We start from the raw sequence: 15,046 nt of genomic DNA on the forward strand, positions 1-15,046 counted from the left end.
TTTTATGCTGAAAAACTTAAGAAGAGCATCTATAAAAAGACCTCTTTAAGGAAGAAATGAGATATTGAAAAGTGAATTAGGTTTTTAAAATTCAAGAAAATATATGACTATTTCATCATAATGTGACGATGAAACATAAAATAGTAGTTAACAAACTGGCCAGTATGGAAGCACAAACTTTGCATTTCAGCAAGGTAGGAACTATTTAATTGGTTTTGTACTGTTAATATTAGTTGCAAGTATTGATTGGGATCAATGGAAAAATTTATCTTGTCCAATGTATATTATTGGATTTGCATCAATTGTTATATTAAAAATACTACCAGAATCAACATTTACTCCCGTTAAATTGGGAGCAAAAAGATGGTTTCAATTTCCTGTTATTGGTCAAATTCAACCATCGGAGTTTTTCAAAATTGCACTAATTATATTTGTCGCAAATTTAGTAATGAATCATAACGCTAAATATATGATTCGGACATATAAAACTGATTTCCTGTTGGTTGGAAAAATTATGTTAGTCTCAATTCCTCCTATTGCTCTGGTATATAGCCAGCCAGATACAGGGATGGTGTTCTTATACGCAGCATCTATTGTATTTATTCATATCAGGGATTCAAAAGAAATTAATTGCATTTTGTACATTCATTCCGGTAACTCTACTATCTACATTAATATTTACATACGTAAGATATCCAGATTTTTTCTTTAAAGAATTAGTTACTAGGTTAAAACCTCACCAACAATCACGCATTATAGGTTGGCTGAATCCAGCTGAAAATACAGATCAAGGGTATCAAACGCAACAATCTCTTTTAGCTGTTGGAAGTGGCGAATTACATGGAAAAGGATTTGGTCAAGGAAGTGTATATATTCCTGAAAAGCATACTGATTTTATTTTTGCTACCATCGCTGAAGAAGGTGGATTTATAATAGCGGCTCTCGTTGTATTGGTCTTGTTACTTCTTATATATCGAGTAACTATAATTGCTTATTCAGCAGAGAATCTGTTTGGTACATTACTATGTGCGGGGCAATTAGTGTTCTAACACTTCGAATCTTCGAAAATATTGGTATAATGCCAGTAAAAGGAATTGCACTTCCTTTTTTATCATATGGAGGAAGTTCACTGTTTTCAAATATGATAATGATCGGGCTTATCTTATCGGTGCATAAAAATTATAAAAAATACATGTTTCAAGTGAAATAAAAGTTAAGAATATGTTATAGATTAATTTGAAGAAATCCCCTTGTGCATCTATATGCACAAGGGGATTTCTATTTTAATAAAGCTGTGACTGTAAAATAGTTGTTATAAAGTGGATTCTCTTATGAAAAGTATGCTGTGTTATCACTTTTGTATGAATTTTTTCAACCATTAATCTTTTTGAAATCGTGTCATCTAAATAAAGAGATACTTTATTTAAACAGTCTTCAAAGCTGTTATAGGATATAATTTCATCTTTATTGAAGAACGATAAAAGATCAGACTTTTCTTCAATAATTTGAAAGCCTTGGCAAGCGGCAATATCAAACGTACGATTATTAATAGTATTATTTTTTACTTTATTTTTATTTTTATTTTGTGGAAATAGATGACTACGATGAGGATTTAAAATAAGACTAGCGTTGTTATAATAGAGCGCAACTTCTTGAGGTGGAATCCATTCTTCTATAATTTTAATTCTTCGGTGATTTTTCCATTTTTTTAATAACTTATTTCTCCAATGTCGGCCAATAATAGTATAGTGATAGGGGGTATTTTCTAAAAGGAAATGTATTAATTTTACTCGGTTTGGATAAGGATAGCCAATGAATAATACTTCACTTTTATATTTTATATTTTTTAGACTAGGTTTAAATACGTCTATATTAGTTGCTAATGGTAAGTGATATACATTGGTATATCCTAAAGCTGTGTAATATTTAAGTGCTTCGCTATCAATAGTAAATATAAAATCAAAGTTATTTAATAGAAGAAGAGAAGTATCTATATAAAATGGATCCTCAGTTAACCAGACAGCTAATTTAATGTTCCATTTTTTAAAATATTGAATTGCTTTTTGTGGTAGATGATTACCTAATAAGGTGAATACAATATCGGGATGAAAAGTTGTTGTAATGAAATCCAATTGTTGTATTAATTCACTCGGTTGTATCGCTAACCATTCGAAATTTTGATCTATAAGTGTTCCTTGTATGCTTTGATCTAGATATTGATAAATTTTTGAGTAACCAGAAGTAATGTATAAGAGTTTCATATTTCAACCCCTGCTTTAGGTTTAAAATATATTATGAGATAAACGTAACACTTTCTATTTCTTTACAACTAATTTTAGTAATACTTGTAGTAGGAGGAGTAACTGAATTTTCCTCTTCTAATGTGACGATACAAGTATTAGGGTTAAAATTTGTAAAAATAGCAGGTCCAATAATATTCCCAGATTTACCAGTCACAGTAACGACTTCGCCTGGCTGTAAATTTTTAAAAATACTACATACTCCACCTGAACAACCAAATAAATTGCATAAGAACAAATTTATTCCTCCTTTAAACAATATACTATATCATATGAAGTTTTGTAGAACGATGTGTAGACAAGTAACCTTTAGAAGAGAAAAAATTTAAATTAAAGCAATTTATTGAAATAATAGGTCAATAGAATGTTACATCTCAGGGGATACTGATTAGATTTTTCATGAAAAAAGACATTCATTAGAATGTCTTAAATATGGATTAAGCTAGAAAAATATGAATCATTTTAAAGAGTGGTTAAAGTAACACTTTCTATATCTTCACAACTTATGAATGTAGTATTGGTAGATGAAGGGGTTATCACATCTTCTTCTTCCAATACTACTGCACATATATTCGGAAAGAACAGTGAAAAAGTAGCAGGTCCAATAATTTGACCTGATCTAGTAGTAATTGTAACAACTGTTCCCGTTGGCCACGAAGAGAATAGAAAACAAGCTAAACCTGTACAATCTGCCATAATAAATCCTCCTAACTTTAAATTTTAATTGAAGTAATAAAGTCCAAACATTTTATAGTGTATGTGGGAGTAACATGAAGTGCTTGGACTAATAGAAATCACTTTCTGGTTTTATCTCTTTATGATCAATGAGATAACTATTAAATCCTACAATACAAAGGTTTAATAAATACAATATGGTCAGAAGGTTTAATGAAAAAGATATTCTATGATATAGTAATTAGCTATTCCAAGGTCAAAATACTGTGAATAGGAATTATAAAGTGAGGAATTTTTCAGAGTAACAAATGGAAGTTTTAATAATGTAACAAAAATTGAACATAATCTTCATTAAAAAAAAGAACACAAATCAGTGCTCTTAGAAAGTAGACTATAGGGCTTTCGGATTAGTATATACTATCATATGCTCGTTTTTTTTAAGGGTGTAAACAAAATTAAATAAAAATAATACATATGAGGTTTTTAAAAGAGTAATAGCTCAACAGGATGGATTTGCATACATATAAACTAAATAACCATAATTTCATTTGTAAATTTATATAAACAAAAATATTTGAAAACAAACTTTTCGCGTTGCTAAATTGAATATTCCGGTTCTTATAAGTGACAAAGGATACTTTGAGAGAGTATTGAGACAAGGATAAACTGTAAGGAAAAATTATATAGGTGATTAATTAATATAAAACCATCCTATTATTGTATATGTGGACACTGGATGTTTCTATGTAGTTTGTTTCAAGTGACTTATAATCCAATGTCTATTGGCATGTGATGTAATTAAATGTAGCTAGAATACAGTATAATATTGAAAAATATAAAGTTTGTAGTGTTTGAAACAAATTAAAGAAGTAACATAAGGAATTTACGCATAAAGTAATGTTGATGGTAAAATTAATAGAATTTTCATTTTAATAAGATAAAAATGTGATGTTTTTAACGTATAATAATTTTACTACGATGAAAATACGGCCACAAATTAGTTAATTTAAAAATTAAATTTAGATAGGAAGAGGATAATGAAGACCAGAGATAGTTATAAAATTATTGTCGTTGGTGCTGGGACTGCAGGACTATCTTCTACTGCACATTTATTAAGAAATATCCCCCTATTGAAAGAAAGTATAGCGATTATTGATCCGTCAAAAAAACATTATTTTCAGCCACTATGGAGTTTAGTGGGGGGAGGAATTGTTTCAAAGGAAAGTACAATGCGTGATCAAGAATCGCTTATTCCAAAAGGGGCAACGTGGATCCCTAAAAGTGTTGTTAAGTTATTTCCGGATGAAAATAAGATACTGTTAGATGACGGACTGCTGCTTGAGTATGAAATTCTTATTGTAGCAGCTGGTATACAAATAAATTGGGAAGGTATTAAGGGCTTAAAAGAATCTATTGGGACTAATGGGGTATGTAGCAATTATTCTTATACATATGTTGACTCTACTTGGAGAGAAATCGAAAAATTTAAAGGAGGAAATGCGCTTTTTACCCACCCTAATACTCCTATTAAATGCGGTGGTGCTCCACAAAAAATTATGTATTTAGCAGAGGAGTATTTTTGTAATAGTGGTGTAAGAAACAGAAGTGAAGTAATGTTTTATTCTGCAAACACTGACATATTTCAGGTTCCACGATATGCAAATACTTTAGAACAAGTACTAGAAAGAAAGCAAATTATAACGAATTATAATAAAAACTTAGTAGAAATTATCGCCGAAAAGAGAGAAGCAATTTTTGAAGATACGCAAACGCTGAAAAGAGAAACCATACCATATAGTATGATACATGTTGTTCCACCAATGGGGCCACCAAATTTTATTAAAGAGAGTGAAATAAGTGATTATCAGGGATGGGTAGATATAAACCCTTATACTTTGCAGCATGTAAAGTATAAAAATATTTTCGGACTTGGAGATTGTACTAATTTACCTACTTCTAAAACTGGAGCGGCAATTCGAAAACAAATACCTGTCTTAAAACAAAATATTATGGACGTACTTAGTGGAAGAGATTTGCAGGCTAAATATGATGGGTATACATCTTGTCCAATTATTACAGGATATAAAAGTCTTATACTCGCTGAATTTAACTATAAACATGAGCCTCAAGAAACGTTTCCGTTTAATCAAGCGAAAGAAAGGTATAGTATGTTTTTACTTAAAAGATTTATGTTGCCATATATGTATTGGAATTTTATGTTGAAAGGGATCCTATAGGGGAAGATAGAAAGTGGTTATAAAAATTGAAAAGCAATTTGAAATACCTATTTGGAGGGAATAGCTATGCTTTTAAAATATTTTTATGATGAAAAATTAGCACATGCTTCCTATTTAGTCGGTTGTCAGAAGGAAGGCGTAGCAATTGTAATTGATCCAGGTCGCTATATAGAACAATATATAGAATTTGCTAAGAAAGAGGGAATGGAAGTAATTGCTGCGGCTGAGACTCATATTCATGCTGATTTTCTTTCTGGGTCTAGAGAACTTTCCAATCTTTATCATGCAAATTTATATGTATCTGATGAAGGAGATTGTGATTGGAAATATCAATATCTTAATGAAGGTCGATACAAATTGGTTAGAGAGGGCACAGAGTTTAAAGTAGGTCATATAAAATTTAATGTAATTCACACCTCAGGGCATACGCCTGAAAGTATTTCTTTTTTAGTGACTGATACAAGTCAAAATAATTATACGAATGATAAACCGATAGGAATATTCACAGGTGATTTTATATTTGTAGGAGATATAGGAAGACCGGATTTATTAGAAACTGCATTCGGTATGAAAGATACTGCAAAAATAGGAGCGAAACAATTATTTGATTCTATACAAAAAATAAAAATACTTCCTGATTATTTGCAAATATGGCCATCACATGGTGCGGGAAGCGCATGTGGAAAAGCATTAGGAGCAATTCCAACTTCTACATTAGGTTATGAAAAGATGTTCAATTGGGCATTTCAGTGTAATGAAGAAAGTGATTTTATATCAACTTTATTGACGGGACAGCCAGAGCCTCCAAAGTATTTTTCATTAATGAAGAATTTAAATAAGTATGGACCGCCAATTCGTAAGAAGAGAAAAGTAATGCTATTAATACAGTAGAAGAACTTCAAGAAATTTTGAAGAGCGTTCATCAAATAGTTGATATAAGGGATGTAGAGAGTTTTGCTGCAGGTCATATCGAGAAGTCAATTAACATACCTTATAACAATTCTTTCACAACTTGGTGTGGATGGTTATTAGATTATAAAACAGAAACGTTAATAATTCTAGATGAGGAAAAGGTTAAAGTGGAGGCAATTATTAGAGAATTTGAATCTATTGGGTTAGATAATATTATTGCTTTTGCACCCTTAAAAGTAATACAAAGACTTGATAGATTTGAAAGTTACAAAGAAAAAACATCGATTGAATTATATCCGCATATAAAAGGTGGAAGCGTTAAGGTTATCGATGTGCGTAGTAAAAAAGAGTGGGAGGAAGGACGCCTTCATGATGCAATACATATCACTTTAGGTAATCTATTTGAACAACTAGATTATATACCGAAAGATTGTCCAATAGTTTTGCAATGTCGAACCGGATTACGTTCCGCTATAGCAGCTAGTATTTTACAAAGAGCTGGTATAAAGGAAGTAGTGAATTTAAAGGGAGGATTTCTTGCATGGAAAAAAGAAAGGCTTCCTTATACAACAAGCAATCTCAATGTGTAGGAAAATATTATTACGAGATCAGTAAAATAGTAAAGAAGGTCGCCATTCACGGCGACCTTCTTTACTATGCGTTATACCCAAATAATTTTAAATCTTCTCCAGACCCTGAAATAATCTTCTCAAATCGTAATCCTACTTTTTCTAAAAGCTTTCCTGAGGCGATGTTATCTATAGAAGTAATTGCTACAATTCGATTCATGCCGAGCTTTTGTACACCGTATTCGATTATTGCAGAAGCTGACTCGTAGCCATATCCTTTTGAACGGAATGTTTCTAAAAAGGCAAATCCGATATCAACGTCTTCTAATGAATCTCTTTTAATAAGGCCACACATACCAAGTGGAGTGAGATCTTCTTTTCGTTCTACTAAGTAAAGGCCAAATCCGAGTTTGTTATACATATCGATGGGACCGTTTACAATATAATTTTTTGCGTCTTCTAACTTTCTAACTCCTTTGTCACCGATAAACTGAATCCATGCAGGATCGTTTACTAACTCAAGAATAAAAGAAGCATCTTTTATATCAAACCAACGAAGGTTAAGACGTTCGGTTTCAAGAACTATCAATGATTACACCACCTTTAAAAAGTTATAACAATTAGTATGGATTGTGTAAAACAAAAGTGCAACATATTTTAATGGGGCTTTGTTTGTTCACATAAAGTTCGTTTGTTTTGTATAGAGAGATATTTTATAATTAGGATTGATTGTAAAGAGTGAGGTGCTTATACAATGACTCCTAGGTAACTAGGAGTTTTTACTATATAACTATCATTATTACTAAATATGACACACTACACATTCTACTCAAGGAGGTACATAATGAAGAAATTATATAATGCATCGTTTACGTATTTGATTATCGGTTTATTATCAGGGATTTTCGCTAGGGAGTATGGTAAGTATAAAGGGATTTTAGGATCTACTTTGTTAAATCTTTTGCATACACATACACTTGTACTTGGCTTTTTCTTCTTTTTAATTGCTTTAGGATTAGCAAAAGTATTCGCGTTTCATGAAGTGCAAGGGTTTAATAAGTGGTTTGTTTTACATAACATTGCATTAACATTAATGTTAGGTTCGCTAGCAGCGAGAGGGCTTCTTCAGTTAAATGGAGCTGACTTTAAAGGGTTAACTTATATTGTAGGATTTTCTCATTCGTTGATGGCAGTTACTTTAATTTGGTTTATGTTGTTAATAAAGAAATCGTTTAAAATGTAGTGAAAAAGAACTTGTAGCGTGTGCTGCAGGTTCTTTTTTGTATGTTCAGGTTTAATAATCTTATTTTTCTAATTATTTTGTATAAAGATGGTATACTTGTTTTAAAATTAAAAAGGAGAGTTGATTATGGAAATAACAATTGAACATGTAGTAAATGAATTAAAAGGCATACTTCCTGAAGATCGAGTAGTAATAAATATGACAGTACGAGAGTTACATAGTAAAGATGAATCTTATCATACTAGTAGTTTACCTGATGTAGTTGTTTTTCCAAAAACGACCGAAGAAGTTAGCGCGATAATGAAAATAGCGATTCAGCACGGAACAGCTGTCGTTCCATTTGGAGTAGGGTCCAGTTTAGAGGGACATGTAATTCCTTACGAAAAAGGAATTACAATGGACTTTTCTCTTATGAACAAAATACTTGAAATAAGAGAAAAGGATTTTCTTGTGAGAGTACAGCCAGGGGTGACGCGCTCTCAGCTTAATAAAGAATTGAAAAAGTATGGATTATTTTTTAGTGTAGACCCAGGAGCTGATGCAACGTTAGGAGGAATGGCTGCTACAAATGCGAGCGGAACGACAGCGGTAAAGTATGGGGTAATGCGTGATCAAGTTCGAGATTTAGAAGTCGTTCTTGCTGATGGAGGAGTAATACATACCGGGAATTTAGCGGCGAAGTCATCATCAGGTTATCATTTAAATGGTATTTTCGTAGGATCAGAAGGAACACTTGGATGTTTCACGGAGTTAACTTTAAAAGTATACGGTATACCAGAACATGTTATGGCTGCGAGGGCATCGTTTCCAACTATAAATGATGCAGTAGAAGCTGTAATTAACATATTACAAGCAGGTATTCCAATCGCGAGAATTGAACTCGTTGATGAATTATCTATGAAACAAGTAAATCATTACAATGAAACAAGTTACAGAGAAGAACCGACACTGTTTTTAGAGTTTCACGGCAATGAAGCAGGGTTAAAGCAAGATATTGAATTTACGAAAGAAATCGTTCTTGATCATAAATGTAAAGAAATTGCGTTTGAGACGGAAACAGCAGCAAGAAATAAACTGTGGGATGCAAGGCATAACTTAGCGTACTCTTACGTGCATAGTTATCCTGGTAAAAAGCTAATGAGTACAGACGTATGTGTGCCAATTTCGGAATTAGCTGGCGCGATTCAACATGCGAAAGAGGTATTAGATAAAGTAGGGCTTACTGGCGGTATTCTAGGTCATGTTGGAGATGGGAATTTCCATGTACTCTTAATGATTGATACAAATGATAAAGAGGAAGTAAAGAAGGCAGACGAAATAAACGAAAGTATCGTTCTGTATGCTCTTAAACGAGGAGGAACATGTACAGGAGAACATGGCGTTGGAATCGGAAAACGAAAGTATCAAGAAGAAGAACATGGGGCGGCATTATGTGTAATGGAGAAAATAAAGAAAGCTCTTGATCCGCAAAATATTTTGAATCCGAATAAGGTGTTTCAATTAAAAGATAGGGGCTGATCGGGTGAAAGTACTAGAAGCGATAAGTAATATAGCTGGAAAGTATTTTGCATTTTGGGTTATTTGTATTTCAGCTATTGCATATTTCATTCCCGCGCCATTTCTCGGGTTAACTAGTTACATAACGATTTTACTTGGGATTGTCATGTTTGGGATGGGATTAACATTGAAGGCTGTTGATTTCAAAATCATAGCTACAAAACCATTACCAGTTATTATCGGTGTATGTGCTCAGTTTATTATTATGCCACTTGTCGCATACGTACTAGCCTACGTTATGAATCTGCCAGCGGAATTAGCAGCTGGGTTAGTGTTGCTCGGTTCAGTACCGGGTGGCACTGCATCAAATGTTATGGTTTATTTAGCAAAAGGGAACTTAGCGTTGTCTATTGCAATGACTTCAGTATCAACGTTACTAGCACCAATTGCTACACCGCTCATTCTACTATTACTTGCAGGGCAATGGATGCCAGTAAATGCTATGTCCATGTTTCTTTCTATCGTACAAGTCATTATTGTGCCTATTATTTTAGGACTAGTAGTGAAAAAGTTTTTCCCTCATATCGTTAATAAAGGAATGACTGTTATTCCTTTAATATCAGTTGTAGCAATTATCATAATTGTTTCTGCAGTTGTTTCAGCAAATGTAAGTAGCATTACTTCTTCAGGACTTCTTATCTTTATTGCGGTGATGCTCCATAATGCTTTCGGTTTTTTGCTCGGATATATAACTGCGTTCGTACTTGGACTAGACGAAGGGACAAGAAGGGCTATTTCAATAGAAGTAGGAATGCAAAATTCAGGTTTAGGTGTTGCACTGGCGACAGCGCATTTTGGACCGGCTGCTGCACTCCCAAGTGTATTAGCGGCAGTATGGCATAACATTGCAGGGCCAATATTAGCAACCATCTGGTCAAAAAATGCAAAAAATGAAAAGAATACTTTTAGCGATGAAAATGTATTAATAAATATAGAAAAATAGGAATGATAAATAATGCAAAAACGTATTGTACATTTTGAAGGAATGGTTGTATTTTTAGCCGCGATTTATATGTATTCGATATATGAGTTTAGTTGGATTATATTTTTTGTATTCCTTTTAGCGCCGGATCTATCAATGTTAGCATATGGGATTAATAATCACGTTGGTGCGAAAATATATAATGTATGTCACACATATATCATATCCATATTAATTGTTCTAATAGGTGTCTATTTTAAGATAGATACCGTTATAATGATTGGCTTAATATGGACAGCACATATTGGAATGGATCGAATGTTTGGATATGGATTGAAATATGAGACGGATTTTAAGGATACTCATATTCAGAGGTTATAAGAAAAAGTATTCATATTTACAGCGGGTCTATTAAAATATTGAACAAAATTCAGTGAATGAATTTTGTTCAATTGTTGAGAAATATATATATAGATAGATACAAATAATCGAATTATGTTATTTTTATGATAATTAAAAGAAGGAGAGTGGATTTGATGAATATACAAATCACTGGCAATGAATTAATTAATAAGATGCTGAATGATTGGTATCGAGATATTAGAGCTCAACGTATAAGTGAAGCAAAAAAATTAAAAGAAGAGATCGATAAAAAGCTTTATATTATCGAATCAGATGTAAAGGTTTCATTTCACTATTATCTGTTAGAATTTCGATATAAAGTGCTAATAGATGGTTTAGGTAATTTGAAAAAAGCTTTTGATAAAATAGATGCATTGCCTAAACCGAATGATGAATATTCTAATTATTATTATTATTTATTCAAAGCCATTCATTATACAATTCTTACTAATTATAGTGAAGCTAGCAACTATTTTGAAAAAGCTGAAGGGTTATTAGAGCATATTTCAGATGAAATTGAATATGCAGAGTTTAATTATAGAGTTGCTATATTAAAATACCACTTGCATTACGCATATTCAGCTATTGAATACGCTTCAAAGGCAAGAGATATCTTTGTTAAACAAGCAGGGTATGAAGTGAACATAGCGCTGTGCGAAAATATATTAGGATTATCTTTTTCGGAATTAAAGCAGCATGATAAAGGTGAGGAATATATTGCGTCAGCAATAAACATTTTACAAAAAAATGATGCTGAAATGTTAGTATTAAGAATCAGACATAATTTAGGTTTATTGTATGCGAGTCAAAATCTTTCAGTTTTAGCAATTAGACACTTATCTGAGGTTTCTAAAAAAATGCCTACTCATTATAAGGCAATCTTTTTAGAGGCAAGAGAATATTATAAATTAGGTGAAATAGAAAAAGCGAAGGAATTAATTGAAAGTGGATTGAAGGTTTGTGAGGAATTAAAAAATGATGAATATAGATATCACTTTTTAATTCTAAAGGGATTTTGTCAGCATTTAGAGGTAGAAAAAATAGAAAAAATTATTCTTGAAGGTTTTTCTTACTTTGAAAGAAAAAATTTATCGGAGTATATTCACGAATATACTGAAAGTCTGGCATTAGAGTTTCATAAAGTAGGTAATATAGAAAAAGCAGAAAAGTATTTTTTTATGAGTTATGAAATAAAAAAGAGAATATTTGAAAAAGAAGCATTAAAATAAAGAAAAAACTTGGATTATCTATAATGGGAATAGCGGCTGGAGTTATGGGGTTTTATGGTAGAAGGTCTTTGCAATAAATTAGCTCACAGTGGATATGGTAGAACGTTTATAATTATAAAACCTAATGAAAATCCATATGCTGTCTCTGAAGATACAACGATGCCTGCAAAACAAATCTTCTATTGAACGTGGGTAATTAAACAAGTCACAAATTATAATTTGTGACTTGTTTAAGGTTGGATACTAAATGTGTTGCTTTCAATATTGAAAGCAACTTTTAAGTTTGTGATTAATAGTTAACTTAATAAATTTTGGGTTAAAATAAAAACAAATTTTTAATCAAGTCCCACAAAAAGTACGATAAGGGCGATTCGTCGGTGCAGGCGGAATGCAGTATTCTTCTTGATCTGTAGAATACGCATAAGGGTTTGATAAAGCTTCAAGAAGTTTCTCCATTACGCTATAGTCGTCATTTGTAACAGCTGCTTCTAGTGCTTCTTCTACACGGTGGTTCCTTGGGATGATTGATGGGTTATTATTTTTCATCATTTCGTAGGCGTTTTCTTTCGATTGTTCTTGTCTTTTTAATCGAGATTGCCACAGTTTGTACCAATCTTTATATTCAGGACTTTCAAATAGAGCTGTATTTTCAATAGCATCAAGAGTTAATGAACGGAATGTATTTGTATAATCTGCTTTATATTTCTCCATCATTTTTAAAAGTTGCTCAATAAGTGGTTGATCTTGTTCTTCGGTACTAAATAGTCCTAATTTCTTTTTCATTCCAAGGAACCAATGGTTTTCATACTGTACGCTAAATTTCGAAATTTCGTCTTGGGCGATCTTTAATGCTTCTTCTTCATCTTCGTGCAGAATTGGTATTAAAGATTCTGCTAATCGAGCGAGGTCCCATGCGGCCATATATGGTTGATTTCCATATGCATAACGACCTTGTGTGTCAATAGAGCTAAATACGGTTCCTTGATTGTAATTGTCCATAAATGCACAAGGACCGTAATCAATTGTTTCGCCACTAATCGTTATATTGTCAGTGTTCATTACACCGTGGATAAATCCAACAAGTTGCCATTTTGCGATAAGACTGGCTTGTCTTTTAATGACTTCTTGTAGTAATGCAGTATATCGGTTTTCATGAGCTTCAATTTCTGGGTAATGCCTTTTTATCGTATAGTCAGCTAGTGATTTCAGGTCCTCTATTGAACCACGAGCTGCAGCATATTGAAATGTACCGACGCGTATATGGCTACTAGCTACTCTAGTTAAAATTGCTCCAGGTAACTTTGTTTCACGATATGTTGCTTCACCAGTTGTGACAACTGCTAAACTGCGAGTAGTCGGAATATCAAGTGCATACATTGCCTCACTAATGATATATTCACGTAGCATCGGACCGAGTGCAGCACGGCCATCTCCTCGGCGTGAATAGGGAGTAGGGCCAGAACCTTTCAGTTGAATATCGAAACGCTCACCTGAAGGAGTAATTTGTTCGCCAATTAAAAGAGCACGACCATCGCCTAACATATTAAAATGTCCGAATTGATGGCCAGCATATGCTTGAGCTAATGGATGAGCTCCTTCTGGGAGTGCATTACCAGCGAAAATAGCAATTTCAGCTTCCTTTTTCAGTTCTTCAGGGGTCAAGCCAAGAGATATCGCTAATGAATGGTTTAGTTTAACTAACTCCGGTGAACTTACGGGAGTAGGGGGGATTTCTGTATAAAATGATTGTGGTAAAGTCGTATAACTATTATCTAAATTCCAACCTGTTTCATTATTTTTAGTCATTGTATCTCCTCCTTTTTGTATTTTAAGTTATGTATTTGTACGTATGTATTCTTTGTAAAGTTAACTAAAAGTATAATATAATATTTCCCCTTGCAATCTATTGTAAGGACTTCATTGCACTATGTCTATTTAACAGCAAATTTAAAACCTCCATTTTAAGAAAATGGAGGTTTTATTATTATTTAATTTTTACAATTATTTTTCCTTTTGCTCTTCCAGACTCTGAATATTCCATTGCTTTTTGCGCATCTTCAAAAGGGAAGACTCGATCGATTACCGGTTTGATTTTTCCGGCTTCAATATAGTTTGCAATAGTACGTAATTGATCCCCGCTTGGCTTCATAAATAAAAATGAATATTGAGCATTATGCTTTTTTTCAAGTGCAGTAAGTTTTTTGCTGGCTAATGAAAATAAGAGAGTTTTAAAGAATCCTGAACCAAATTCTTTACCGAAGCGAGCATTCGGCATACCTGAAACGGAAACAATGTTTCCTCTGCTTTTTATAATATTGAATGATTTTTCAAGTGTTGCACCGCCGATTGTATCAAATACCGCATCATAATTTTTTAGTATATCTTCAAATTTTTCTGTTTTGTAATTAATAATTTCATCTGCGCCAAGAGACGTTACTAAATTTGCACCAGCTTCACTAGCAGTCGTTGTAACAGTAGCACCCATTATTTTTGCTAACTGAATTGCGAAAGTACCAACACCACCGGATCCAGCGTGAATTAAAATCTTTTGTCCTTTTTGTAATTGCATGATGTCATGTAATGCTTGATATGATGTTAAGCCAACAAGTGGAATCGAAGTAGCTTCCTCAAAACTTAAATTTTTCGGCTTTAAAGCTATATCATCTTCATGAATGGCTATATACTCCGCGAAAGTACCAATCTTATTTTTTCTTGGACGAGCATATATTTCATCACCAACTTTAAAACGAGTTACTTTTGATCCAACCTTCGTGATGACACCGGCAAAGTCATTACCAAGGATTAGGGGCATTTCATATTTCAGTAACATTTTTACTTTTCCGTCGCGTATTTTAAAATCAATTGGGTTAATACTAGCTGCATGAATTTCTGCGAGCACCTCATACTCTTTTATTTCAGGAGTAGGTACCTCTGCCATACGCATTGGGACTTTTCCATATCTATCAATTATCATTGCTTTCATTTCTTATACCTCCAAGT

At 32.8% G+C, this 15,046-nt stretch carries 13 protein-coding genes and 2 pseudogenes; 9 read left to right on the top strand and 6 right to left on the bottom strand.

All coding sequences use genetic code 11. From position 1 onward, the window contains the following. Positions 1-151: 151 nt before the first annotated feature. Positions 152-1,210: pseudogene (locus tag N2V92_RS17565) on the top strand (FtsW/RodA/SpoVE family cell cycle protein); the annotation flags it as partial. A 73-nt stretch (positions 1,211-1,283) separates the two neighbouring features. On the opposite strand, the gene N2V92_RS17570 reads toward N2V92_RS17565, so the two are convergent. The 3 genes from N2V92_RS17570 to N2V92_RS17580 all read right to left on the bottom strand — a co-directional run bounded on the left by N2V92_RS17570 (position 1,284) and on the right by N2V92_RS17580 (position 2,996). Beyond that, positions 1,284-2,261 (bottom strand): CgeB family protein, encoded by a 978-nt coding sequence (locus tag N2V92_RS17570; protein WP_000772272.1) that lies wholly within the window; start codon positions 2,259-2,261, stop codon positions 1,284-1,286. Positions 2,262-2,292: 31 nt separating this feature from the next. Further along, entirely contained in the window at positions 2,293-2,538 is a 246-nt protein-coding gene (locus N2V92_RS17575) for a hypothetical protein (RefSeq protein ID WP_000477970.1), read from the bottom strand. A gap of 224 nt (positions 2,539-2,762) precedes the next feature. Next, positions 2,763-2,996, bottom strand: coding sequence for a hypothetical protein (locus N2V92_RS17580; protein WP_000752669.1), 234 nt, complete (start codon positions 2,994-2,996; stop codon positions 2,763-2,765). 1,016 nt (positions 2,997-4,012) lie between these two features. Between N2V92_RS17580 and N2V92_RS17585 the strand changes: the two genes are divergently transcribed. Beyond that, positions 4,013-5,212, top strand: a complete 1,200-nt coding sequence (locus N2V92_RS17585; protein ID WP_000857326.1) for an FAD/NAD(P)-binding oxidoreductase — start codon at positions 4,013-4,015, stop codon at positions 5,210-5,212. 66 nt (positions 5,213-5,278) lie between these two features. Further along, positions 5,279-6,714, top strand: a pseudogene (locus N2V92_RS17590) (MBL fold metallo-hydrolase). Between the two features lie 64 nt (positions 6,715-6,778). Here the strand turns inward: N2V92_RS17590 and N2V92_RS17595 are convergent. Then, complete coding sequence (locus N2V92_RS17595) at positions 6,779-7,282, bottom strand: GNAT family N-acetyltransferase (protein WP_016077415.1); 504 nt, start codon at positions 7,280-7,282, stop codon at positions 6,779-6,781. 255 nt (positions 7,283-7,537) lie between these two features. Between N2V92_RS17595 and N2V92_RS17600 the strand changes: the two genes are divergently transcribed. The 6 genes from N2V92_RS17600 to N2V92_RS17625 all read left to right on the top strand — a co-directional run bounded on the left by N2V92_RS17600 (position 7,538) and on the right by N2V92_RS17625 (position 12,232). Next, positions 7,538-7,936: a DUF2871 family protein gene (locus N2V92_RS17600; RefSeq protein ID WP_000737896.1), complete on the top strand. Its 399-nt coding sequence runs from the start codon at positions 7,538-7,540 to the stop codon at positions 7,934-7,936. Between the two features lie 126 nt (positions 7,937-8,062). Next, entirely contained in the window at positions 8,063-9,454 is a 1,392-nt protein-coding gene (locus N2V92_RS17605; protein WP_016077416.1) for an FAD-binding oxidoreductase, read from the top strand. 4 nt (positions 9,455-9,458) lie between these two features. Next, positions 9,459-10,436, top strand: coding sequence for a bile acid:sodium symporter family protein (locus N2V92_RS17610; RefSeq protein ID WP_016077417.1), 978 nt, complete (start codon positions 9,459-9,461; stop codon positions 10,434-10,436). A gap of 12 nt (positions 10,437-10,448) precedes the next feature. Beyond that, positions 10,449-10,796, top strand: a complete 348-nt coding sequence (locus tag N2V92_RS17615) for a DUF4260 domain-containing protein (RefSeq protein ID WP_001172057.1) — start codon at positions 10,449-10,451, stop codon at positions 10,794-10,796. Between the two features lie 155 nt (positions 10,797-10,951). Then, positions 10,952-12,046 (top strand): response regulator aspartate phosphatase, encoded by a 1,095-nt coding sequence (locus tag N2V92_RS17620; RefSeq protein ID WP_001025501.1) that lies wholly within the window; start codon positions 10,952-10,954, stop codon positions 12,044-12,046. A gap of 54 nt (positions 12,047-12,100) precedes the next feature. Further along, positions 12,101-12,232 (top strand): hypothetical protein, encoded by a 132-nt coding sequence (locus N2V92_RS17625; protein WP_000229166.1) that lies wholly within the window; start codon positions 12,101-12,103, stop codon positions 12,230-12,232. Positions 12,233-12,385: 153 nt separating this feature from the next. On the opposite strand, the gene N2V92_RS17630 is transcribed toward N2V92_RS17625, so the two are convergent. Both N2V92_RS17630 and N2V92_RS17635 read right to left on the bottom strand, forming a co-directional pair. Beyond that, entirely contained in the window at positions 12,386-13,852 is a 1,467-nt protein-coding gene (locus tag N2V92_RS17630; RefSeq protein WP_000164912.1) for a protein adenylyltransferase SelO, read from the bottom strand. A gap of 178 nt (positions 13,853-14,030) precedes the next feature. Continuing rightward, a complete protein-coding gene (locus N2V92_RS17635) occupies positions 14,031-15,029 on the bottom strand; it encodes an NADP-dependent oxidoreductase (RefSeq protein ID WP_016077418.1) in 999 nt (332 codons plus the stop codon). Positions 15,030-15,046: the final 17 nt, after the last annotated feature.

Source organism: Bacillus sp. CH_48 (assembly GCF_038008465.1).
Taxonomy (GTDB): domain Bacteria; phylum Bacillota; class Bacilli; order Bacillales; family Bacillaceae_G; genus Bacillus_A; species Bacillus_A thuringiensis_S.